Raw genomic sequence first — 21,591 nt, 5'->3', positions numbered from 1 at the left:
CCTTTACTAAATGATATATTTGGAGCGGGTGATGGGAATCGAACCCACGTACTCGGCTTGGAAGGCCGATGCTCTACCATTGAGCTACACCCGCTAATCGCAATTTTTGTATATTTATTTTATTATACTTAATAAATCCAGACAAGTCAAAACCAATTATCTATATAAACCAATTAGATATTCATGCTGCTTTAAGCGGCGCCAGCTTAAAGGATGAAAATTCATCGACAAAGAAAGGGCAATGCCTTAAGTGCAATTTTAAGCCTTAATTCAAAGAACGAGTGAACCTGAGCAGCGTAAATAATGCCGCCCATATCCTAAAATAGAAAAAACGTTAATTGCATGGTGGATATAAATCTGTTATAATAGAGATATTCTGAATAGAGATATTCTGTTTGAAAAAGTTGATAAATTGGTGATTTTGGCATTTCAAAATCCAAAACTTCTTCGTTATAGAGACCAATTTGGCGTTAATCAAGGGATTGACGATTGAAATATCTCCACTATGTAATTAGTGTTTTAAATAGAAAATATTATCTGATTTGGCAGGAGATCATGCTTCCTTCAACGAATGCCATAAAAAAGTGGTGAGAATAATGAATATGAAGGAAAAAGCTTTTTGGCTTGGCTGGCAGATTCTGCTGCCCGGTCAGGCAAAACGGATCTGGCATCTTGTTGAGCGTTTTGGTTCACCCAAAACAGCCTGGGAAGCATCTGTCAAAGAACTTATCAGCACTGGCGGTTGTTCAACTGAAATTGCCATAAATTTGGACAAAAAGAAGAAAGATACGGAACCGGAAGCAGAAATGGCTCGCCTGGCCAAAGAGGGGATTGGATATATAACTTACCAGGAACATTCTTATCCCGAACCATTGAAGAACATTTTTGATCCACCGCCAGGACTCTTTTATAAAGGAGATTTCGTTTCACAGGATAACGTTGCAGTTGCCCTTGTAGGCTCAAGGCGGCCAACCCATTACGGAAAAACAGTTGCCGAAAAGATGGCGGCAGAACTAGCGGAAAGCGGCTTAACAATAATCAGCGGCCTGGCCAGGGGTATTGACAGCAGCGCCCACAGGGGAGCTTTGAAAGCTGGCGGCCGGACTATTGCAGTCTTGGGGAATGGCGTTGATCTTGTTTACCCGCGAGAAAACAGGGAACTTCAGGATAATATTTCGTCAAGCGGCGCAGTAATCAGTGAATACCCTTTGGGCTCTCCTCCGGAAGCATGGCATTTTCCTGTCAGAAACCGGATTATCAGCGGACTTTCCAGGGCAATAGTTGTGATTGAAGCATCTGAGCGAAGCGGCACATTAATTACAGCTGATTGCGCTCTTGAACAGGGCAGGGAAGTGCTGGCGGTACCCGGAAATATAAACAGTCCCATGAGTAAGGGAACAAACCGTTTGATCAAACAGGGCGCCCGCCTGGTTGAAAAGACAGAAGATGTTTTTGAAGAAATCGGGCTTGGCAGTTTATTCAGGCAGGATGAAATAAAAACAAAGACTCTTCCAAAAATGAGCCTGGTTGAAGAAAACATTTATCGTTTGCTTATTGGCAACACATGCGATCTTGACGATATAATAGAGCAGTTGGGACTTTCCGCACAGGAAACACTAGCAGCGCTTATGTTCCTTGAAATTAAGGGACTGGTCAGACAGCTGCCCGGCAGACTTTATACTTCACATGAATAAATCTTAGCCATTTTTTTTGTTGACTTTTGAAAAATTATTTTTTAATGTATACTCGCATATAAAGATAACGGACAGTTGATACCTCAGAAAGAAAGGAGTGAGTATTATTGACAAAAACGCTGGTTATAGTCGAATCACCAACCAAAGCAAGAAGTCTAAGCAAGTTCCTGGGAAGTAAATACACTGTCAAAGCTTCGATGGGGCATGTAAGGGATCTGCCGCGAAGCAGCCTGGGAATTCAAACCGAAGACAGTTTCCAACCAAAGTATATTACAATCAGGGGAAAAGGAGAAATAATCAAAGATCTGAAATCAGCGGTAAAAAAAGTTGATTGTGTTTTACTTGCCCCTGATCCTGACCGTGAAGGTGAAGCCATTGCCTGGCACTTGCGTGAAATGCTGAAGCTAAAAGACAGCCCCTGCCGTGTCGAATTCAATGAGGTAACCAAACAGGCCGTCCAGAAAGCTATTAAAAACCCGCGTGAAATAGATTTCAACCGTGTTAATTCTCAACAAGCACGGCGTATTTTAGACCGCCTGGTAGGTTATAATCTGAGCCCCCTGTTGTGGCAAAAAGTAAAGAATGGACTAAGCGCGGGACGGGTGCAGTCAGTCGCAATCCGTCTGATTTGTGATCGGGAAAACGAGATTGAATCCTTCCTGCCAGAGGAATATTGGACGATTACTGTTAACTTTGCTCAAAAAGACGGTGTTTCCTTCGAGGCGAAGTTATATAAAATAAATAACGAAAAAGCAGTCATCTCAGATAAAAAGCAGGTTGATAAAATTGTCAAAGATCTTACCGGAGTTTCCTACCGTGTAAAAAAGATTACGACTCAGGAAAAAACCCGCTACCCGTCTCCGCCGTTTACAACCAGTACCCTGCAGCAGGAAGCATACCACAAATTAAATTATACAGCCAGACGAACAATGGGGATCGTACAGCAACTATACGAAGGACTGGATGTAGGTGAGAAAACCCCTGTTGGGCTTGTGACATATATAAGGACTGATTCCACCAGGATCTCTGAATCTGCCCAGACAGAGGCAGTGAGTTTTCTTAAGGAAAAGTTTGGCCAGGAATTCGTCTCAAACTTTCAAAAACATGCCGTACAAAAAGGGAAAATTCAGGATGCCCATGAGGCTATCAGACCGACCTCCATCTACCGTGAACCGGAGACGGTTAAGAAATATTTATCAAGAGACCAGTATAAACTTTACAAACTTATTTGGTCACGGTTTGCCGCCAGCCAGATGAGTCCGGCGCTGATTGAAACTACCAGTGTAGATCTGGATACAGGAATCTATCTTTTCAGAACTTCAGGTTCGGTTATAAAATTTCCCGGCTTCATGCGTGTTTACATTGAATCCGGCCAGGATGAATTAAAGGAATTTGACGTAACACTGCCAAAGCTTTTTGAAGGCGATCTATATAAAGCCAAGTCTTTGGCCCCGAAACAACATTTCACACAACCGCCTCCACGGTATACAGACGCAACATTAATTAAAACACTGGAGGAGAAAGGAATTGGCAGGCCCAGTACTTATGCTCCAATCGTGGAGACAATCTTAAGACGAGGTTATGTGAACAGGTTAAAAAAGCAGTTTATGCCTACTGAATTGGGCAAAGTTGTTGTCGATCTTCTTAAAAATCATTTTCATAACATTATAGATGTTGAATTTACAGCAATGATTGAGGAAAAACTCGACAAAGTCGAAGAAGGTAAACTGGATTGGGTCGAAATGATTCGGGATTTTTATTTTCCTTTCAGGGAAACCGTCGAGACCGCAGCTGAAAAGATCGAAAAAGTAATGCTGCAGGAAGAACAAACTGAAGAAAAATGCATAAAATGCGGCAGAAATATGGTTATCAAGTTCGGCAGGCACGGCAAATTTCTTGCCTGTCCGGGATTTCCGGAATGCCGCTATCTTAAACCTTTGGTTGCATCTACGGGAGTACCCTGTCCACAATGCGAAGGTGAACTGGTCGTGCGGCAAAGTAAGAAAGGACGCCGTTTTTTCGGCTGCAGCCGTTATCCCGAATGCAACTTTGTGACCTGGTATGAGCCCAGTCCGGAAAAATGCCCCCGCTGTGGCGGATTAATGGTCTCAAAGCAGAATAGCGGTGGACATACCCGTCTTTCATGCATTAATGCTGAGTGCGGCTTTAATTCAGAAGCGGAAAATAGCGTTCCAAGTCGAAAAGCTGATCAGAAAAAAACCAAGAAAAGAAATGCAAGTAATAACGTAGTAATAAAGAAGGCAACAACTTGATGTATCCATATGTTGACAATTTTCTTGACTATCTGCAGTTAGAAAAAAATGTTTCTGTCCACACGCTGGAAGGTTACCAGCGAGACCTGTTTCAGGGAATAGATTTTTTTTCACATTCTCTTGGAAAAAAAGATTTTGAAATGCAGCCAGGCGATATTAGCTACCAGCTTATTCGGGCTTTTTTATCGAAACTGCACAGGGAAAAAATTGCCCGTTCCAGCATTAACAGAAAGCTGGCTGGCTGGAGATCTTTCTTTAAATATTTAAGCAGGGAAGAAATAATTAAAGACAACCCGTTTTCCAGAATAAGCTACTTGCGGCTGGAGAAACGGCTGCCTTCGTTTTTATTCGAAGATGAATGCAGGGCGCTGGTTGAAGCCCCATCAAGAAATAACCCTTTAGGCTTAAGGGATCGCGCCATGCTGGAAACTCTCTATGCTTCAGGTATGCGGGTTAGTGAATTGGTTAATTTAAATTTAAGTGATCTTGACCTGACTTCCCGTTATTTAAAGCTTATGGGCAAGGGTAATAAAGAACGGATTATACCCATTGGATTCCCTGCAACCGATAGTATAAGAATTTATCTGGAGGACGGCAGGCCCAGACTTGCCGGCGAACTTGATTCTGAACAGGCGGTCTTTGTAAATAGAACAGGGAAAAGACTGACCACCAGGGGAATCCGGGGGATAATAAATAAACAGGTCTATAAAAGCTGCCTTAACCGTCATGTAAACCCCCACCTGATTCGCCATACTTATGCCACTCACATGTTGAACAAGGGAGCTGATATAAGAGCAGTCCAGGAGTTGCTCGGCCATAAGCGTCTGTCGACTACCCAGGTATATACTCATGTTACGCAGGAGAAATTAAAGAAAGTTTACCAGCAATTTCATCCCCGGGCATAGGATTAAAATATAAAGAAGGATGGTTATATAGTGTTTCATTCGACAACAATTGTAGCAGTAAGAAGAAACGGTCAGGTGGCCATGGCAGGTGACGGTCAGGTTACCTTCGGCCAAAATACAATCTTAAAACACAGGGCAAAGAAAATTAGGCGTTTATATAACAACCGCGTACTTGCCGGTTTTGCAGGTTCTGTGGCTGACGCTTTTGCTCTTTTTGAAAAATTTGAAGCCAAGTTGGAGACACACAATGGGAATATTCAAAGGGCAGCCGTTGAACTAGCCAAGGAATGGCGGATGGACAAAGTTCTTCGCCGGCTGGAAGCGCTCTTGATTATTGCTGACCTTGACCATTTGCTTGTTGTATCTGGAGGCGGGGAAGTAATTGAACCAGACGACGGCATAGCTGCCATCGGGTCCGGCGGGCCATACGCCCTTGCTTCGGCAAGGGCTTTGTTAAAACATACGCAGCTTACAGCTTCAGAAATTGTCCGTGAAGCAATGGAAGTAGCTTCGGATATTTGTGTTTACACCAACAAGGAAATTACAGTCGAAGATATTAAGCCGGATTTGCTATCACGCGAGGGCAGTGAAACAGCGAACAACTCGCAAACGTAAAAAGGGAGGAAAACATAAATGGAAGGATTAACCCCGCGGGATACTATGAAGGAGTTAAATAAATTTATTGTCGGACAGGAAAAGGCAAAAAAAGCCGTTTCGATAGCACTTCGCAACCGGTACCGGCGCAGCAAGCTTCCCGAGGATTTAAGGGAAGAAATAGTTCCCAAGAATATTCTTATGATTGGCCCGACCGGTGTTGGTAAAACAGAAATAGCGCGCAGGCTCGCAAGGCTTGTTAAGGCGCCCTTTGTTAAAGTAGAGGCAACAAAATTTACCGAGATTGGCTATGTAGGCAGGGATGTGGAAGGCATGATCAGGGATCTTTTAGAAACTTCCATCCGAATGGTCAAACAAGAAAAAATTACTCTGGTTGAGGAAAAAGCGAGAAGGATAGCAGAAGAAAGAATAGTTGAACTCCTTGCTCCTCTATACAGACAAGAATCAAGCCTCCGTAATCCCTTGGAAATGCTCTTCGGCGGAACAAAACAAACAGAACAGGTTGATCAAATCCAGGAACAAAAAAACCGCCGTATTCAGGTGGAGAGAGAAACCCTTCGCAGCAGGCTGGCTAAAGGAGAACTTGAAACGGAATACCTGGAAATAGAGGTTGATGACCCGGCGCCTCCCATGCTTGAGATCTTTACAGGTTCCGGAATGGAAGAGATGGGCATTAATATTCAGGATATGCTTGGCGGAATTTTACCCAAAAAGAAACGCAGGAGAAAAGTTACCGTAACAGAAGCTCGTAAGATCCTGACACAGCAGGAAGCCCAAAAGCTAATTGACATGGATGAAGTATATTCCGAAGCAATAAAAAGATCTGAAGAGGACGGGATTGTCTTTCTGGATGAGATAGATAAGATTGCTGGCCGCGACAGCGGTCATGGACCTGATGTTTCCCGGGGCGGTGTTCAAAGGGATATCCTGCCGATTGTTGAAGGTTCAACTATAATGACAAAATACGGACCTGTCAGAACTGATCACATACTGTTTATTGCAGCAGGCGCTTTCCATGGTGTGAAGCCTTCCGATCTTATTCCGGAACTTCAAGGACGTTTTCCGCTTCGGGTAGAGCTTGACAGCTTAACCCAACAGAACTTTTTACAGATTCTCACTGAGCCTGAAAACTCCCTTATTAAACAATATACCAGTCTGATGGCAACAGAAGGCTTAGAGATACAATTTTCAAAAAATTCTCTTGCAGAGATTGCTAAAATCGCTTATACTGTTAACGAGCAAACAGAGAATATAGGCGCCAGAAGGCTTCACACCATTATGGAAAAGCTCCTGGAAGATATTTCTTTTAATGCTAGTGAAATGACGGGGCAAACTATTTCTATAGACGAAATATATGTCCGTCAGAAACTCGGGGAGATAGTCAAGAGCGAGGATCTTAGCCGTTATATCCTATAGCAAAATGTATTCCTCTTTAAAAAACTGTTTTCCTGGTTAAGACCAATAATCCTAGAGAGGAATTGATTAAAATGCGCAACCTTCTCGATAAAACACGTTCCTTAAACAGGTTACTGCAGAAATCTGCAGGATACCCAGTTGATTTCAGAGAAATAGCGGCCATTCTTGGAGAAAACATCGGATGCAGCGTTTATATCGTTGACCGGCGCGGTAAAACCCTCGGGTACTCATATCTAAAAGGTTTTAGTTGTGAAATAATGGATAACTTTGTTGAATCCCCTGTTGGTTTTCCTGAGGAATACAACGAAACATTGCTGCATATGGATGAAACAAACGCAAATTTTACACAGACACCGGGTGTCTGTGTTTTTAACCAGCAAACAGGTTGTAAATTCAATAATAAAGTTATGACGGTAGTACCCATTGTGGGGGCTGGTTCCAGATTAGGGACTCTTATGCTAGCCAAATTTGAGCCAAAGTTTAATGATGAAGACCTTATTTTAGCTGAGTACGGCGCCACAGTTATCGGCATGGAAATACTGCGCGCCAGGGCAGGACGTATGGAAGAAGAAGCCCGTAAGAGGGCGGCAGTGCAAATTGCTATCGGCACACTGTCTTATTCGGAACTAGATGCGGTACATCATATCTTTGAAGAGTTAAATGGTGATGAAGGCTTACTGGTAGCAAGCAAAATAGCAGATAGTGTAGGAATAACTCGATCTGTTATAGTAAATGCTCTGCGTAAATTTGAAAGCGCTGGAGTCATTGAATCAAAATCCCTGGGTATGAAAGGAACGTACATCAGGGTGTTAAACGACAGGCTGCTGGAAGAGCTTGAAAGGCTTAAACAATATTAAGCAATAAAACCACAGTTCCACTGGAGCTGTGGTTTATTGCTTTTATACACACAAACCAAAGTATTGCCATGTCTAATACATTGTGAACTTTCGGTTTTTTTATGCGCTGCTTGAGGCGAACATGAGCACGCATAGCATTTGACCTCCCTAGAGCAAGTTAATTTTCAGGATATTAAAAGGGGAAGTGTATTTTGGAGATCTATAATACTTTAACAAAACGAAAAGAAAAATTTATTCCCCGTGATGACGGGCAAGTATGCATTTATGTATGCGGCCCTACGACCTACAACTATATCCATCTTGGAAATGCCCGGCCTCTTGTTTTCTTCGATACTGTTCGCCGCTACTTCACACAGCAAGGCTTTCAGGTTAACTATGTCCAGAACTTTACGGATATCGACGACAAGATCATCAAAAAATCCATTAAGGAAGGTTTAGACGCAGCAGTTCTCTCCCAAAGATATATTGAAGAATATTACAGGGATGCCGATGCTTTAAACGTAACAAGAGCAAACCGCCATCCCAGGGTTTCCGAGCACATGAAAGAAATTATAGAAATGGTCTCTGTCTTAATAGAGAAAGGATTTGCCTATGAAGTCGAAGGTGATGTATATTTTGATGTTCCGTCTTTCCGTGAATATGGCAAACTATCCCATAGATCAAGCGATGAAATACTGGCTGGCGCAAGGGTAGAGGTAGATCCCAGAAAAAAAACCCCGGCGGATTTTGCACTCTGGAAGGCAGCCAAAGAAGGCGAACCCTTCTGGGAAAGCCCCTGGGGCGCCGGCAGACCTGGCTGGCACATAGAATGTTCGGTAATGTCTTTAAAATACCTTGGTTCCGGTTTTGACATTCACGGAGGCGGGATGGACCTGATCTTCCCCCACCATGAAAATGAAATCGCCCAATCAGAAGCCGCTACAGGAAAACCTTTTGCGAAATACTGGATTCATAATGGCTTTATAACCATTAACCAGGATAAGATGTCAAAATCATTAGGCAACTTTTTTTTGGTCAGAGAAATCTTTGAAAAATTCAATCCCCTTTCTGTCCGCTTTTTCCTTCTTTCCACACATTACCGCAGTCCGTTAGATTTTGATTTCGAAAAACTGGAAGCATCCGGACAAGGATTGGAACGTCTAAAAAACAGCATTGAACTTCTTGAGGAGGCCATTAAAAAACGGTCGTCAGCCGGGCTTAAAGAAAAGGATTCAGATTTTCAAACAAGGCTTATCGATTTAAAAAAGCGTTTTAACCAGGCAATGGATGATGACTTTAACACTGCTCTGGCCATCGGTGTTTTCTTCGAAGCTGCCAAAGAAGTAAATACGTTTTTAAACCAAAACACAATATTTGATAAAGCTGATTTAGTCAGGGCAATTGAGTTGTATGCCTATTTTAACAATGTTCTGGGTCTGTTTAAAACAGATCCCGACGGAAAATTCATCCTTGATGAGAAATCACACACCGACGACAGCCTTATCCAATCTTTAATTGAGCTGCTTCTTAAAATCCGTCAGGAAGCCCGCACAAAAAAAGATTGGGCAACAGCCGACCGGATCCGCAACGGTCTGAATGAAATGGGAATTATAATAGAAGATACTCCGGACGGCGCCAGATGGAAAATAAGTACTCAATAGAACCGTCCAAAGGGTTCAATGAAAGATATCCAATAAGTCAATATTTGTAATAAGTCAAGCCTGACCCCTTATTTGATATGAAAAACTATTTTCCGGGGTAGTTATAATGGAAGTGAATAGTTTTTTGCAAAATGAAAAATGCTCTCCCGAAGAAACCCCGGTTTTAGTACTGGCTTACCTGGGAGATGCTGTTTATGACTTGTACATCCGCCAGTATCTTATTGAACAGGGTATAACACGGCTTAATGTATTACATCAAAAAGCAACAGGTTATGTGCAGGCCGAAAAACAGGCAATTGCCATACGGTCTCTTGAGAAAAGTTTAAGTGACGATGAAGCGGCAGTGGTCAGAAGAGGACGCAACGCTAAAAGCGGACATCCGAAAAAGGGCAAAGATATAGGTCTTTACCATTATAGTACAGGCTTGGAGGCGCTTATTGGTTATCTGTATTTAAAGAGGAATTATACCCGTCTCCAGGAAGTTTTAACAATGGCACGTGAGGCGGTCGACGCAAGCGAAAATTTTGAGCTTAGGTGAACGACCTCCTTGATGCAAGAGTGTTTTCAAATTGCTAAAAAGCAGGTGAAATCTTAGGTGAACCCGGACAGGGTACATGAAGATTATATTGTCGGGCGCAATCCTGTGCGAGAGGCTCTAAAGGCCAACCGCCCAATCAACAAGCTTCTTCTGGCCGGAAAAACAGACACCGGCCCCGGGCATGAAATCAGAATGCTGGCCAGAGAGAAAAATATTCCCGTTGTCTTTGTCGAAAGAACATACCTGGATAAAATGTTCCCCGGAGTCGTACACCAGGGTACCGCTGCCATAAGCGCCGCTAAAGGTTATCTTTCGATTGATGAGTTATTGCTTTCCGCAGGGGCAGAGCCATTCTTATTCCTTCTGCCGGAACTTAATGATCCGCGCAACCTTGGCGCCATTGCCCGTACCGCTGAAGCAGCCGGCGCGCATGGTCTAGTAATTACAGCGCATCGCAGTGTATCACTCACGCCGGCGGCTGTTAAAGCCTCGGCAGGAGCATTCGAATACGTGCCTGTATGCAGGGTAACAAACATGGTCCAGACAATAAAATATCTTAAGCAAAAAAATATTTGGATAGTAGGAGCACACCCTTTGGCAAAAGAGATTTTTTGGGATTCCCGCCTTGATGGACCTGTAGCTCTTGTCATAGGAGGCGAGGGTAAGGGACTCGGCCCCCTGATTAGAAAATATTGCGATATCCTTGTTAGTTTGCCAATGACAGGCAGGTTAAATTCATTAAATGCTTCTGTAGCCGCAGCCCTGCTGGCTTATGAAGTATTCAGGCAAAGGAGATTGGCTGCTCATGGGAGACCACCTGATCGTTGATGGTTATAATGTTATTTTTGCCTGGCCGGAAACATCTGATGAAATGAAAAAGAATGGTCTGGAAAGCGCAAGAAACAGGCTCATTAATACATTAATCAACCATGCCGCTATAACCGGTATTCAAACAACGATTGTTTTCGACGCTGCAAAAACAAAAGACTCACAGCATGAGATTGAAAATACTTTCGGGCTAAAAGCAATTTATACTATGGAAGGAGAAACCGCCGACAACGTCATTGAAAAACTCACGAAGGAGCTGTCGAGGCTGGAAACCGTTTATGTGGCAACATCAGATTGGCTGGAACAGCGGATGATACTTGGACACGGAGCATTCCGGCTTACACCTAAAGAACTCCTGTCCTGGGTGGAACGTGCAAAAAAAGATGCAGAAGGTCATTATACAGGCGGAACACCTGTTGACGGTTATCTGGAGAGAAGCTTAACTGAAAATGTCCGTTCGATTTTTGAAAAATGGCGTCGTAAAAGAAGTTAAATTGGAATTTTCCTTGACTGAGTTTTTACCCTACGTTATAATAGGCTAGGCCAATGAGGCTCGTCCAAGGGTAGCTCAATAACTACATATTATTTAACTAACAGATTAGGTTAATTAAAGTGGGGGGATATAGTGAATCTAAGCGTTCAAAGAGATATCGCCGCCTCTTACCAGTTAATGATTGACGAAGAAGTAGTTGAGTTTGCCAGGGAAGGTGATAATGGCGCCCTAGAATTCCTTATCAATAAATATAAGAATTTTGTGCGGGCAAAAGCGCGTTCCTATTTTTTAGTAGGAGCAGACCGGGAAGATATTATCCAGGAAGGTATGATTGGTCTTTATAAGGCTATCCGCGATTTTAGAACGGACAAGCTATCATCCTTCCGGGCCTTTGCGGAATTATGTATTACAAGACAGATAATTACAGCCATCAAAACGGCTACAAGGCAAAAACACATTCCACTAAATTCTTATGTATCCTTAAATAAACCCGTTTATGAGGAAGATTCTGACCGCACTCTTTTAGATATTATTTCCAGCTCCAAAGTAGCAGATCCCGAAGAAATGATCATCAGCAGGGAAGAATATTATGACATAGAAGAGAAGATGGGTGAAATTCTAAGCTCTCTGGAATGGAAGGTGCTTATGTCTTACCTGGAAGGTAAGTCCTACCAGGAAATAGCCGAGGACTTAAAACGTCACGTAAAATCAATTGACAACGCTCTGCAGAGAGTTAAGCGAAAGCTGGAAAGATATCTTGAAAAACGTGAAGCGTAGAAGGTGTCTAAGAACAAGTAACAATTGACTTTTGTTTCTTTTATGATTAGAATATATTATAATTGAATAATTATCTAGTTTAGCTGAGTAGAGTTAGTTGAGATGAGATGAGCATGGTTTTTTTATTTTGCCCAAAACCGATGTTCGTCTGGAACGTCGGTTTTTCTATTTTTGTACAGGAGGTGAAAAACTATATTGATTGAGCCTGTGTTAAATGAGTACATCCAATTAAGCAAGTTCTACAACCTGATTCCTGTTAGCTGCGAATTCCCCGTTGACACTGAAACACCAATAACATTGTTCAGGAAAACAGCTGACGGAAGACCGTCTTTTCTTCTGGAAAGCGTTGAAGGAAAGGAAAAGATTGCCCGCTATTCTTTTATTGGTCTCGATCCGGAGATCCTATACAGCCACCTTGGTAATCACGGCCAGATCAAAAATAATTCAGGCGAGAAGATCAAGAAAGTAACAGGTGATCCCTTCAAGATTCTAAATAATCTCCTCAGCGCCTATATAACACCTGTACAGACCGTGATGCCAAGATTTTTTGGAGGAGCTGTAGGCTATTTCGGTTATGAAATGTCCCAATGGCTTGAACGGCTTCCACATACAGCAGAAGCTGATCTCGGTCTTTGTGATTGCATGTTCATGTTCTGCGGAACAATTTTGATTTTTGACCACCTGCACCATTCACTTCGTATCGTGGTTAACAACACTATAAATGGATCGCCGGAGAAGTCTTATTCCCTGGCCCTGGAAAAAATTGAGCGGGTTTTTAAAAAAATAAGTGCGCCCGTTCCTGGTGAAAATGATTTTTTAACAGCTAAACATGAAGAAATAATAAGCGTATCAGGCATTGAAAGCAATATGAAACGTGAAGTTTTTCTAAACGGTGTGGTTAAAGCAAAAGAATATATCAGAAGCGGAGACATTCTTCAAGTCGTGCTTTCGCAGCGTTTCCGTCTTCCCTTTGAAGGTAATCCTTTTCAAACTTACCGTCGTTTGCGTTCAATAAATCCCTCTCCATATCTTTATTATATTGATTTCGGAGATTTGGTTATAGCCAGTTCCTCACCGGAAATGCTGGCGCGCGTTGAGGAAGATGAAGTTGAAACCAGACCGATAGCGGGAACAAGACCACGCGGCGCCACTCACCTGGAGGACGAAAAATTAAGTCTGGAACTTTTAGACGACCCTAAAGAAAAAGCGGAACATATTATGCTTGTCGATTTGGGACGAAACGACCTGGGACGTGTTTGCAAACCTGGAACGGTCGAGGTCCCTCAGTTCATGGAAGTAGAAAAATATTCGCATGTAATGCATTTGGTATCCGCTGTCCGCGGTAAACTTTCCCCTGGTCTTACTGCGTTTGACGCATTAAAGTCATGTTTCCCGGCAGGAACGGTTTCCGGCGCTCCTAAAGTAAGGGCTATGGAAATTATCGATGAACTTGAACCGTCAAAACGGGGACCTTATGCAGGAGCGGTCGGGTATTTTGGCTATAATGGCAATCTGGACTCCGCAATCACAATCAGGACTATTTTATTTCACCGGAATTATGCGTATATTCAGGCAGGAGCAGGAATTGTCGCCGACTCAGAACCTGAAAAAGAGTATCAGGAAACTGTTAATAAGGCTCAGGCATTATTCCAGACTATTGCTCTTTCATAAAAGGGATAATTCATCAAAAAAGGGGTCAATATCTTGGCATGTAGGCAGTTGACCCCCCTAAAGCAAAAATTAATTTACCACAAAAGGAGGCGCTATTGTTGCTGGTAATGATTGATAACTACGACTCATTTACCTTCAACCTGGTTCAATATTTCGGACAATTAAAGGTAGAAGTGGGCGTTTGGCGCAACGACCAGATTAATCTGCCGCAGTTGAAACAAATAAATCCAACCCACATCGTTATCTCTCCGGGTCCCGGTTCGCCCGATCAAGCAGGAATCTCACTTGATGTAATCAGTAAGTTAGCCGGCCGTATACCCATACTGGGTGTCTGCCTTGGGCATCAGGCTATCGGCCAGGCTTTTGGCGGGCGTGTTGTCAACGCCGGACGTTTGATGCACGGGAAAACATCTTTAATCTACCACGATGGCGGGGGAATTTACAAAGGTATACCGTCCCCGTTTCAGGCAACCCGTTATCATTCCTTGATGGTCTCAAATGAGAATCTCCCCTCCTGCCTGGCGGTTAGCGCCTGGACCTCAGAAGGTGAAATAATGGGACTGCGGCATAAGGAACTGCCGGTCGAAGGTGTTCAGTTCCATCCGGAATCGATTTTAACCGAGCACGGCCTTGACCTGCTGCGCAATTTTATTAACAACCATACCAAAGGAGGAAGAGATAAAGATGTCTCAGGATATTTCGATAATCAAGGAAGCAATTGAATACCTTACAGCCGGTAAAGACCTGACGGAAAGCCAGTCTGAAAATGTTATGGAAGCAATTATGGAAGGCCAGGCTACCTCCGCGCAGATAGCAGCGCTTTTGGTCTCATTAAGATTAAAAGGAGAAACTATTGAAGAGATTACCGGTTTTGTGAAAGTAATGCGCAAAAAGGCGACCCGCATTAACACTAAATATCCGGTCGTTGTCGATACCTGCGGAACAGGCGGAGACGGCGCCAACACCTTTAATATTTCAACCACTGCTGCCTTCGTAGTAGCCGGCGCTGGAGCCCCGGTTGCAAAACATGGCAATCGTTCCGTCTCCAGCAAATGCGGTTCGGCTGATCTCCTTGAGGCTCTGAATGTCCGCATTGACCTGGAGCCGGACCAAATCGAGTCCTGCCTTGAAGAAACAGGTATTGCTTTCCTGTTTGCGCCGTTAATGCACTCGGCGATGAAGCACGTTGCGGGGCCGCGCCGGGAAATCGGAATCCGTACGGTTTTTAATGTTTTGGGCCCATTGACCAATCCTGCCGGGGCAAAAGCTCAGGTGCTGGGAGTATATAATCGTGAACTTACAACAAAGCTGGGCGGTGTGCTTGCCCGTTTAGGCACTGATCATTCCTTTGTCATCCACGGCGCTCAGGGAGTTGATGAAATTTCCCTTTCCGGACCCGCCTATGTATGTGAAATAAACAACGAAAAGATAAGTGAATATACTGTTGATCCCGAAAAATACGGCTTGCCGAAATCTCCGGTAAAGGAGCTTTTCGGTGGATCTCCATCTGAAAACGCCGCGTATACCTTATCTATTTTACATGGGGAACGCGGCCCGCGCACAAATGCCGTTCTTATTAATGCGGCTTTTGGGATGATGGCGTCCGGGTTAGCGAAAGATCTATCCGAAGGGCTGGATCTGGCGGCAGAAAGCATATCAAACGGTTCTGCGTTGAAGAAACTTCAGCATCTGATCAGGTTTACCAATTCAGCGAAAGAACAGGTGTGCAGTCAGTGATTCTGGAACAGATTATTTCTCAAAAAAGGCATGATCTAAAAACAATTAAAGAAAGGCGCCCTTTAGATTCACTTTTAAGTAGTCTGAAAGGCATGCCGCCATGCAGGTCATTAAAAGCCGCCCTTAGAAAGCAAGGCAGAGTATCAATTCTGGCTGAGATTAAAAAGGCATCTCCTTCAAAAGGAATGATCCGTCCTGATTTTAATCTGGAAGAGATTACAGATGACTTCACCCTCAGCGGAGTTTCCGCCATTTCCGTAATTACCGAAGAGAAGTTTTTTTATGGAAAGCCGGATTATCTTCAAGCGGTTCGTTCAAGAACAGAATTGCCTGTTTTGCGCAAGGACTTTATTATTGACCCATATCAGATATATGAAACGAGAGTACTTGGAGGAGACGCCCTGCTGCTGATTGTCGCAGTTCTTAATAAGTATGAACTTGTCTTTTTTCAAAAACTGGCGTCAGAGTTGAACCTGGAGTGCCTTGTAGAAGTCCATAATAAGGAAGAACTTCAAATGGCCTTAGATTCAGGCGCCTCTTTAATCGGTATTAACAACCGGGATTTAAAAACGTTTGAAATTGATCTAAATGTTACTTTTAATCTGCGGCGCTATATAACTGATCAATCCACAGTAGTAGTCAGCGAAAGCGGAATAAGCAGCAGGCCGCAGGTTGATGAGCTGTATCGCAATAAAATAGACGCTGTCCTGGTTGGTGAAGTTTTAATGCGCAGTGAAAATATTAAAGCAAAAGTAAAAGAACTGACAGGAGTATATTGATATGGTCTGGGTAAAGATTTGCGGGATAACTGATTTGGAAACCGCCCTTTATTCAGCGGAAGCCGGCGCAGATGCGCTGGGTTTTGTTTTTGCGCCCAGTATAAGAAGGATTGCACCGGAAGCGGCCCGCCTAATTTCCCTGGAGCTTCCATCAAGGGTCTTAAAAGCCGGTGTATTTGTTAATTCAACAATTAAGGAAGTTCAACAAATAATAGAGTTTTGCCGCCTGGATATTGCTCAGCTGCATGGCGATGAATCACAGGAATACTGCCGGCAGATTAACGGTAACTGTAAGGTTATCAAGGCCTTCAACGTTCAAAGCCCTCTATTCGGTTTAATAGATTCTTACCCCGCCGACGCCGTTCTTATTGATACCTTCTTACCGGGCAAGGCAGGCGGGACAGGTGAAGTCTTTGACTGGAAATCCCTTGAATCCTTAAACAGGACAAAACCGGTGATTTTAGCGGGAGGACTTAATCAATCCAATGTAAAAGAAGCTGTCCTGTCTGTGAGGCCGGATGGTGTAGATGTAAGCAGCGGGGTCGAGACAAACCAAAAAAAAGATCTTGTAAAAATTATGCAGTTTATCAATTCGGTGAAAGAGGTAACTCACTTATAATAAAAGAAATAAAGATGGCTCTTTCTTGATAAAAAAGAGATTGCTTGAGGGAAACAGCTATGCTAACATTATATAGACAGAGAAAAAAGAGCATACGGGAAGAGGTTGGAGAAATGATTGTTGTTATGGTTAACGGGGCGAAAGAGGAACAGATCGACGATGTTGTCAGACGGGTCGAAAACGCTGGATTACAGGCGCATGTTTCACGCGGTATGGAGCAAACATTAATCGGCGTTGTTGGAGACAAGCGTAATTATCCCGAAGTCCTCAGTCTGGAAGTAATGCCTGGGGTAGAAAAAATCATTCCCATTCTTCAGCCGTTTAAAATGGCCAGCAGGTCTTTCAAACAAGAGGATTCCTCAGTAAAGGTAGGGAATCTGGTTATAGGTGGCGATACGATCCATATAATGGCAGGGCCATGCGCCGTTGAAAGCCGGGAACAGCTTTTTGAAACAGCCTGGCAGGTTAAAGAGGCAGGCGCTACTATTCTGCGCGGCGGCGCCTTTAAACCCCGGACATCGCCATATTCTTTTCAGGGATTGGAGGAGGAAGGACTCAAGCTGCTCGCTGAGGCCAGGGAAGCCACAGGTCTTTATATTGTTACTGAAGTAATGGATACGCGCACTGTGGAAGTAGTCAATGAGTATACCGACATAATACAAATCGGCGCCCGTAATATGCAGAACTTCGTTTTGTTAAAGGAAGTCTCTTCTGTTAATAAACCAGTCCTTCTTAAAAGGGGTCTGTCAGCCACTATAGAAGAATGGCTTATGGCGGCGGAGTATATTATGGCCGGCGGAAATCATAACGTAATTATGTGCGAGCGCGGTATACGCAGTTTTGATACTTATACACGCAACACCCTGGATCTCTGTGCTATTCCCGTAGTCAAACATTTAAGCCACCTTCCGGTTGTTGCCGATCCCAGCCATGGGATTGGAAAGTGGAGATTTGTACCGGCAATGTCTCGTGCTGCCATAGCTTCCGGAGCGGACGGGCTTATAATTGAAGTTCATGTAAGTCCCGAGACAGCCTGGTGTGATGGTCCGCAATCACTTAACCCGGTAAAATTCGCCGCTATGATGGCTGATTTGCGTAATATTGCCAAGGTAATGGGAAAGAATCTTTAAATAACAAAGCAGTAGATCAGTAAATTGTTAACCGCCGTTTAAAAGGCGGTTTTTTTATAAAGAAAGCACGTATTAAATTATTTTTAAAATAACGCAGGATAAAAGTGACTTTCAAAGAAAATAATTAATCACACCGGCTCCGTCAAGAATTGCATTTTTATTTTTGTAGTAACAAAAGAGGTTTCTTTTGTATATATTGACGCTAGCAACAAATGCAACTCCTGGCAGCCGGGGCAAATAACGGTTAAGAAAAGGGGATGATTTAAACGGATGAATCTGTCAAAGGATTGAATTTCGAATATGCAGGGAAAACAAAGGTCATCCCTTTTATACTTTGTTATGGTTGTTCCCTGCCTATTTATAAAGAAAACTCGCATTGTTTTATTGGAGGAGACTCACCAACTTACCGCTTTTACTGCACCACATGCATGAAGCTGTTTTACGGTGAAAATGATCCTGTTCAAGAAAAGGAAACACAAAAATAGCGCCATTTTTCAGGATAGCTCTCTTTCTTAGGGAAGTGGATTAATTAATGCCTGTTCAAGGATTAACCGTTGTTCTTGATCCCGGACATGGTGGTTATGACAAGGGTGCGATAGGTCCAAATGGTACAAATGAATCCCAGGTTGCTTTGTCTATTGCTAAAAAGACACAGTTATATCTGTCTTCCACAGTAGATGTTTACCTCACGCGTACGGAAGATAAAGCCCTTACAAGAAACTCAATGGCTGATCAGATTGCCCGAGCGAGTATGTCGGACAGTATTAACGCAGCCTGTTTAGTCTCCATTCACTGTAACAGCTCCATAGAAGAACAAGATCACGGAGTGGAAACTTATTACTATACCGGCAACGAAAAGGGTAAGCTGCTTGCAGCAAATATAAACAACAGGCTTTCTCCCGCTCTGGGTTTGCTGAACAGGGGTTTAAAAGAGGCGGATCTGGCAGTTTTACGCCACACAAAATGCCCTTCCGCACAGGTTGAAGTAGCATTTATTACCAACCCGCAGGAAGAGACCTTGTTAAAAACTGATGATTTTCAGGAAAGGGCGGGATGGGCTATTGCCAGCGGAATTGCCTCTTTCCTCGGCGTTAATCTTCAGCTTTTACCGGATTTAGATTATTCATACCAGGAAACTCCTCTTGTAAAACTGATCAGAAAAGCAAAACTAACCGAACATTTTGAAAAAAATAAACCAATCACAATGGAAATACTTGCTGATATACTTGATAAACTGGGTATTCTATAAAGAGTAAATTAATTTTCAAGATAGTTATTTGCATTCAACATATTGATCTGTGAAAAGGAGAGAAGCAATCATCTTAAAGAAGAATATACAGGATATGCCATTAAAATATTTCATCCTTACTTTTGGCTGCCAAATGAATATGCACGACTCCGAAGTTATGGCAGGTATCCTGGAAAACATCGGTTACACAGCCGCTGAAAATAAGGAACAGGCAGATATTCTGTTAATAAATACTTGTTGCGTAAGGGAAACCGCTGAAAACAAAATATATGGCCTGTTGGGAAGACTCCGGAAGCTCAAATATGAAAAACCAGCATTATTTATAGGCATAGGCGGATGTATGACTCAGCAGGAACGGACAGCGGAAAAGATTAAAAATCGTTTTCCTTTTGTAGATCTTATCTATGGAACTGAAAACTATCATAACTTTACGGAACTTTTAAAAACTGCACAGGACAGTCAAAAAACAGTTTTACAACTCTCACACCAAATTAACCCTGTTATTGAAGGGCTTCCGATTAAGAGGGCAAGCGGCTTCCGTGCCTGGGTGGTTGTTACTTACGGCTGCAATAACTATTGCACTTACTGTATTGTCCCCTATGTACGGCGAAACGAACGCAGCCGCCAGCCTGGACATATTATTTCAGAGGTAAAAGACCTGATCGCCCATGGTTACAGAGAAATTACCCTTCTTGGCCAGAATGTTAATTCTTATGGAAAGGATTTGGAACAGCCTTCAGATTTTGCAGGACTTCTTACTGAGGTTAACAAAATAAGCGGTCTTGACAGAATTAGATTTGTAACATCACACCCGCGTGATTTTAACCAGCGACTTATTGAAACTATCTCAAGCTGCGAAAAGATATGCGAACACATTCACCTGCCTGTACAAGCCGGAAGCAACCACATTCTGAAGAGGATGAATAGGGGATATACCAGGGAACATTATATTAACCTTGTGGAATCAATCCGGCGAAGCATTCCTGGCGTTTCCGTTACAACTGATATCATGATTGGATTTCCCGGTGAAAGCGATCAGGATTTTCAGGATACGTTGGACTTAATCGAAAGAATACGTTTCGACAGCGCTTTCACCTTTGTCTACAACAAGCGCCAGGGAACACCGGCAGCTTCAATGGAAGGACAGATCCCTGATCATGTAAAAAGTAAAAGAATTAAAGTCTTAGTTGATCTTCAAAACAAAATAAGCAAAGAAATAAATCTGCGGGAAGTTGGAAAAAAACACTGGCTACTTGTTGAAGGGACAAGCAAGACAAACAACCAACTTTTAAGCGGCCGGACGCGTTCCAACAAGACGGTTATATTTCCGGGACCACATTATCTAAATGGAAAAATCGCAGAAGTTGAAATAACGGAAGGGAAGCTTACCCATCTGGAAGGCAAATGGCTGGATAATTACTGCTAAAACTCCCTAATGAACATCGATTTTCAGGATAGTTCCACATGCCGCCAGCGGCGCCAAAAATTATGAAAATCTTATTTTCAGATGAAGGAATTTTGTGTATAACGAAGAATGTTCCAAAGAATATTGTTTCCTCAAGGGAGGTAGTTAGAATTGAAAATATCCTGGTTGGGACATGCCTGTTTTTTAATTAGAAGCATTGACGGAACTGCAATCATTACCGATCCTTTTGATGACTCCGTTGGTTACCCACAGCCCCGGGCAGCGGCAGACCTGATCACGGTCAGCCACCAGCACTTTGATCACAATGCCGTAGAAATGGTTTCGGGAAAACCAAGAGTTATTCAAACTGCCGGTGAACATAGGGTGAATGGTTTAAAAATAACAGGTATCCCCTGTTATCATGATAACGCTAAAGGTTCACTCAGAGGGAAAAATCTAATTTTTGTTTTTGAGGAAGACGGCTTTCGTGTTTGTCACCTCGGAGACCTCGGCCACATACCTGATCAGAAACTGCTTGGCGAAATAGGGAATATTGATGTACTTCTAATTCCCGTAGGAGGCCTTTATACAATTGACGCCTCTGAGGCTAAAGAGGTGATATCCCTGATTACACCAAGTTACGTCGTGCCTATGCATTATAAAACACCACACCTGAAACTGCCGATAAGTCCGGTGGATAATTTTTTAATATATTTCCCGGAACATATAGTTGCTGACCAACTGGACCTTTCTCCCGGAAAAAAACATGAAAAATTGCAGGTAGTAGTGTTAAATCTTACAAAACCATAACTGTCAATATCAAGTAGGCGCCTAAAGAAATATTCTAATCTGCCGCCTTTTAACACTGTTTCATTTTATGTTAATATGTCCAGGCTGGCAGCCAAGATATCGTTCCAGTGATTACACAAATAAAAACCCCTTCGTTACTATTCACAGCCCAAAAA

The 21,591-nt window shown here is 43.0% G+C and carries 21 protein-coding genes and 1 tRNA gene; 20 read left to right on the top strand and 2 right to left on the bottom strand.

Annotated features, from left to right (window positions below; translation table 11 throughout):
- Positions 1-20: 20 nt before the first annotated feature.
- Positions 21-94, bottom strand: a tRNA-Gly gene (locus DEH07_01575).
- Between the two features lie 508 nt (positions 95-602).
- On the opposite strand from DEH07_01575, the gene dprA reads away from it, so the two are divergent.
- From dprA to aroF, 17 genes are all read left to right on the top strand, one after another.
- The gene (gene dprA / locus DEH07_01570) at positions 603-1,694 is read left to right on the top strand and encodes a DNA-protecting protein DprA (GenBank protein ID HBY03242.1); all 1,092 of its coding nucleotides are present in this window, start codon (positions 603-605) and stop codon (positions 1,692-1,694) included.
- Between the two features lie 107 nt (positions 1,695-1,801).
- Positions 1,802-3,967, top strand: a complete 2,166-nt coding sequence (locus DEH07_01565) for a type I DNA topoisomerase (GenBank protein ID HBY03241.1) — start codon at positions 1,802-1,804, stop codon at positions 3,965-3,967.
- Entirely contained in the window at positions 3,967-4,872 is a 906-nt protein-coding gene (gene xerC, locus DEH07_01560) for a tyrosine recombinase XerC (GenBank protein HBY03240.1), read from the top strand. Before DEH07_01565 ends, xerC begins: the two co-directional genes overlap by 1 nt.
- A gap of 30 nt (positions 4,873-4,902) precedes the next feature.
- A complete protein-coding gene (locus DEH07_01555) occupies positions 4,903-5,487 on the top strand; it encodes an HslU--HslV peptidase proteolytic subunit (protein ID HBY03239.1) in 585 nt (194 codons plus the stop codon).
- An 18-nt stretch (positions 5,488-5,505) separates the two neighbouring features.
- The gene (locus tag DEH07_01550) at positions 5,506-6,903 is read left to right on the top strand and encodes an HslU--HslV peptidase ATPase subunit (protein ID HBY03238.1); all 1,398 of its coding nucleotides are present in this window, start codon (positions 5,506-5,508) and stop codon (positions 6,901-6,903) included.
- 71 nt (positions 6,904-6,974) lie between these two features.
- Positions 6,975-7,760, top strand: a complete 786-nt coding sequence (locus DEH07_01545; protein HBY03237.1) for a GTP-sensing pleiotropic transcriptional regulator CodY — start codon at positions 6,975-6,977, stop codon at positions 7,758-7,760.
- Positions 7,761-7,951: 191 nt separating this feature from the next.
- On the top strand, positions 7,952-9,400 hold the full coding sequence (locus DEH07_01540) for a cysteine--tRNA ligase (protein ID HBY03236.1): 1,449 nt from the start codon (positions 7,952-7,954) through the stop codon (positions 9,398-9,400).
- Positions 9,401-9,506: 106 nt separating this feature from the next.
- A complete protein-coding gene (locus DEH07_01535) occupies positions 9,507-9,938 on the top strand; it encodes a ribonuclease III (GenBank protein HBY03235.1) in 432 nt (143 codons plus the stop codon).
- Positions 9,939-9,995: 57 nt separating this feature from the next.
- A complete protein-coding gene (locus DEH07_01530; protein ID HBY03234.1) occupies positions 9,996-10,766 on the top strand; it encodes a 23S rRNA (guanosine(2251)-2'-O)-methyltransferase RlmB in 771 nt (256 codons plus the stop codon).
- Entirely contained in the window at positions 10,744-11,259 is a 516-nt protein-coding gene (locus tag DEH07_01525; protein ID HBY03233.1) for an NYN domain-containing protein, read from the top strand. Before DEH07_01530 ends, DEH07_01525 begins: the two co-directional genes overlap by 23 nt.
- Positions 11,260-11,391: 132 nt before the next feature.
- Positions 11,392-12,036, top strand: a complete 645-nt coding sequence (locus DEH07_01520; protein HBY03232.1) for an RNA polymerase sporulation sigma factor SigH — start codon at positions 11,392-11,394, stop codon at positions 12,034-12,036.
- Positions 12,037-12,231: 195 nt separating this feature from the next.
- Positions 12,232-13,707: an anthranilate synthase component I gene (trpE, locus tag DEH07_01515; protein HBY03231.1), complete on the top strand. Its 1,476-nt coding sequence runs from the start codon at positions 12,232-12,234 to the stop codon at positions 13,705-13,707.
- Positions 13,708-13,805: 98 nt separating this feature from the next.
- Positions 13,806-14,429: an anthranilate/aminodeoxychorismate synthase component II gene (locus DEH07_01510; GenBank protein HBY03230.1), complete on the top strand. Its 624-nt coding sequence runs from the start codon at positions 13,806-13,808 to the stop codon at positions 14,427-14,429.
- On the top strand, positions 14,410-15,444 hold the full coding sequence (gene trpD, locus DEH07_01505) for an anthranilate phosphoribosyltransferase (protein HBY03229.1): 1,035 nt from the start codon (positions 14,410-14,412) through the stop codon (positions 15,442-15,444). Before DEH07_01510 ends, trpD begins: the two co-directional genes overlap by 20 nt.
- Positions 15,441-16,223: an indole-3-glycerol phosphate synthase TrpC gene (locus DEH07_01500; protein HBY03228.1), complete on the top strand. Its 783-nt coding sequence runs from the start codon at positions 15,441-15,443 to the stop codon at positions 16,221-16,223. The genes trpD and DEH07_01500 overlap by 4 nt, the downstream gene beginning before the upstream one ends.
- A gap of 1 nt (position 16,224) precedes the next feature.
- Complete coding sequence (locus tag DEH07_01495; GenBank protein ID HBY03227.1) at positions 16,225-16,842, top strand: N-(5'-phosphoribosyl)anthranilate isomerase; 618 nt, start codon at positions 16,225-16,227, stop codon at positions 16,840-16,842.
- Positions 16,843-16,955: 113 nt separating this feature from the next.
- Positions 16,956-17,972 carry a 3-deoxy-7-phosphoheptulonate synthase gene (gene aroF / locus DEH07_01490; GenBank protein HBY03226.1) on the top strand — a complete coding sequence of 339 codons (1,017 nt, stop codon included), beginning with the start codon at positions 16,956-16,958 and terminating at the stop codon, positions 17,970-17,972.
- 128 nt (positions 17,973-18,100) lie between these two features.
- On the opposite strand, the gene DEH07_01485 is transcribed toward aroF, so the two are convergent.
- Positions 18,101-18,349, bottom strand: a complete 249-nt coding sequence (locus DEH07_01485; protein ID HBY03225.1) for a hypothetical protein — start codon at positions 18,347-18,349, stop codon at positions 18,101-18,103.
- A gap of 155 nt (positions 18,350-18,504) precedes the next feature.
- Here DEH07_01485 and DEH07_01480 point away from each other — a divergent pair, with 155 nt between their 5' ends.
- From DEH07_01480 to DEH07_01470, 3 genes are all read left to right on the top strand, one after another.
- Positions 18,505-19,221 carry an N-acetylmuramoyl-L-alanine amidase gene (locus DEH07_01480; protein HBY03224.1) on the top strand — a complete coding sequence of 239 codons (717 nt, stop codon included), beginning with the start codon at positions 18,505-18,507 and terminating at the stop codon, positions 19,219-19,221.
- A gap of 94 nt (positions 19,222-19,315) precedes the next feature.
- Entirely contained in the window at positions 19,316-20,647 is a 1,332-nt protein-coding gene (miaB, locus tag DEH07_01475) for a tRNA (N6-isopentenyl adenosine(37)-C2)-methylthiotransferase MiaB (GenBank protein ID HBY03223.1), read from the top strand.
- A 150-nt stretch (positions 20,648-20,797) separates the two neighbouring features.
- Positions 20,798-21,436 carry an MBL fold metallo-hydrolase gene (locus tag DEH07_01470; GenBank protein HBY03222.1) on the top strand — a complete coding sequence of 213 codons (639 nt, stop codon included), beginning with the start codon at positions 20,798-20,800 and terminating at the stop codon, positions 21,434-21,436.
- Positions 21,437-21,591 lie beyond the last annotated feature (155 nt).

Origin of the sequence: Desulfotomaculum sp., assembly GCA_003513005.1 — a bacterium.
Classification (GTDB): Bacteria; Bacillota; Desulfotomaculia; order Desulfotomaculales; family Nap2-2B; genus 46-80.
This window is presented reverse-complemented; position numbering and strand designations above follow the sequence as displayed.

Excerpts from the sequence above, each read along its gene's own strand:
- dprA (HBY03242.1), top strand. The coding sequence starts at position 603 with ATGAAGGAAAAAGCTTTTTGGCTTGGCTGGCAGATTCTGCTGCCCGGT.
- xerC (HBY03240.1), top strand. The coding sequence starts at position 3,967 with ATGTATCCATATGTTGACAATTTTCTTGACTATCTGCAGTTAGAAAAA.
- DEH07_01550 (HBY03238.1), top strand. The coding sequence starts at position 5,506 with ATGGAAGGATTAACCCCGCGGGATACTATGAAGGAGTTAAATAAATTT.
- DEH07_01545 (HBY03237.1), top strand. The coding sequence starts at position 6,975 with ATGCGCAACCTTCTCGATAAAACACGTTCCTTAAACAGGTTACTGCAG.
- DEH07_01535 (HBY03235.1), top strand. The coding sequence starts at position 9,507 with ATGGAAGTGAATAGTTTTTTGCAAAATGAAAAATGCTCTCCCGAAGAA.
- DEH07_01525 (HBY03233.1), top strand. The coding sequence starts at position 10,744 with ATGGGAGACCACCTGATCGTTGATGGTTATAATGTTATTTTTGCCTGG.
- DEH07_01495 (HBY03227.1), top strand. The coding sequence starts at position 16,225 with ATGGTCTGGGTAAAGATTTGCGGGATAACTGATTTGGAAACCGCCCTT.
- aroF (HBY03226.1), top strand. The coding sequence starts at position 16,956 with ATGATTGTTGTTATGGTTAACGGGGCGAAAGAGGAACAGATCGACGAT.
- DEH07_01485 (HBY03225.1), bottom strand. The coding sequence starts at position 18,349 with ATGCGAGTTTTCTTTATAAATAGGCAGGGAACAACCATAACAAAGTAT.
- DEH07_01480 (HBY03224.1), top strand. The coding sequence starts at position 18,505 with ATGCCTGTTCAAGGATTAACCGTTGTTCTTGATCCCGGACATGGTGGT.
- miaB (HBY03223.1), top strand. The coding sequence starts at position 19,316 with ATGCCATTAAAATATTTCATCCTTACTTTTGGCTGCCAAATGAATATG.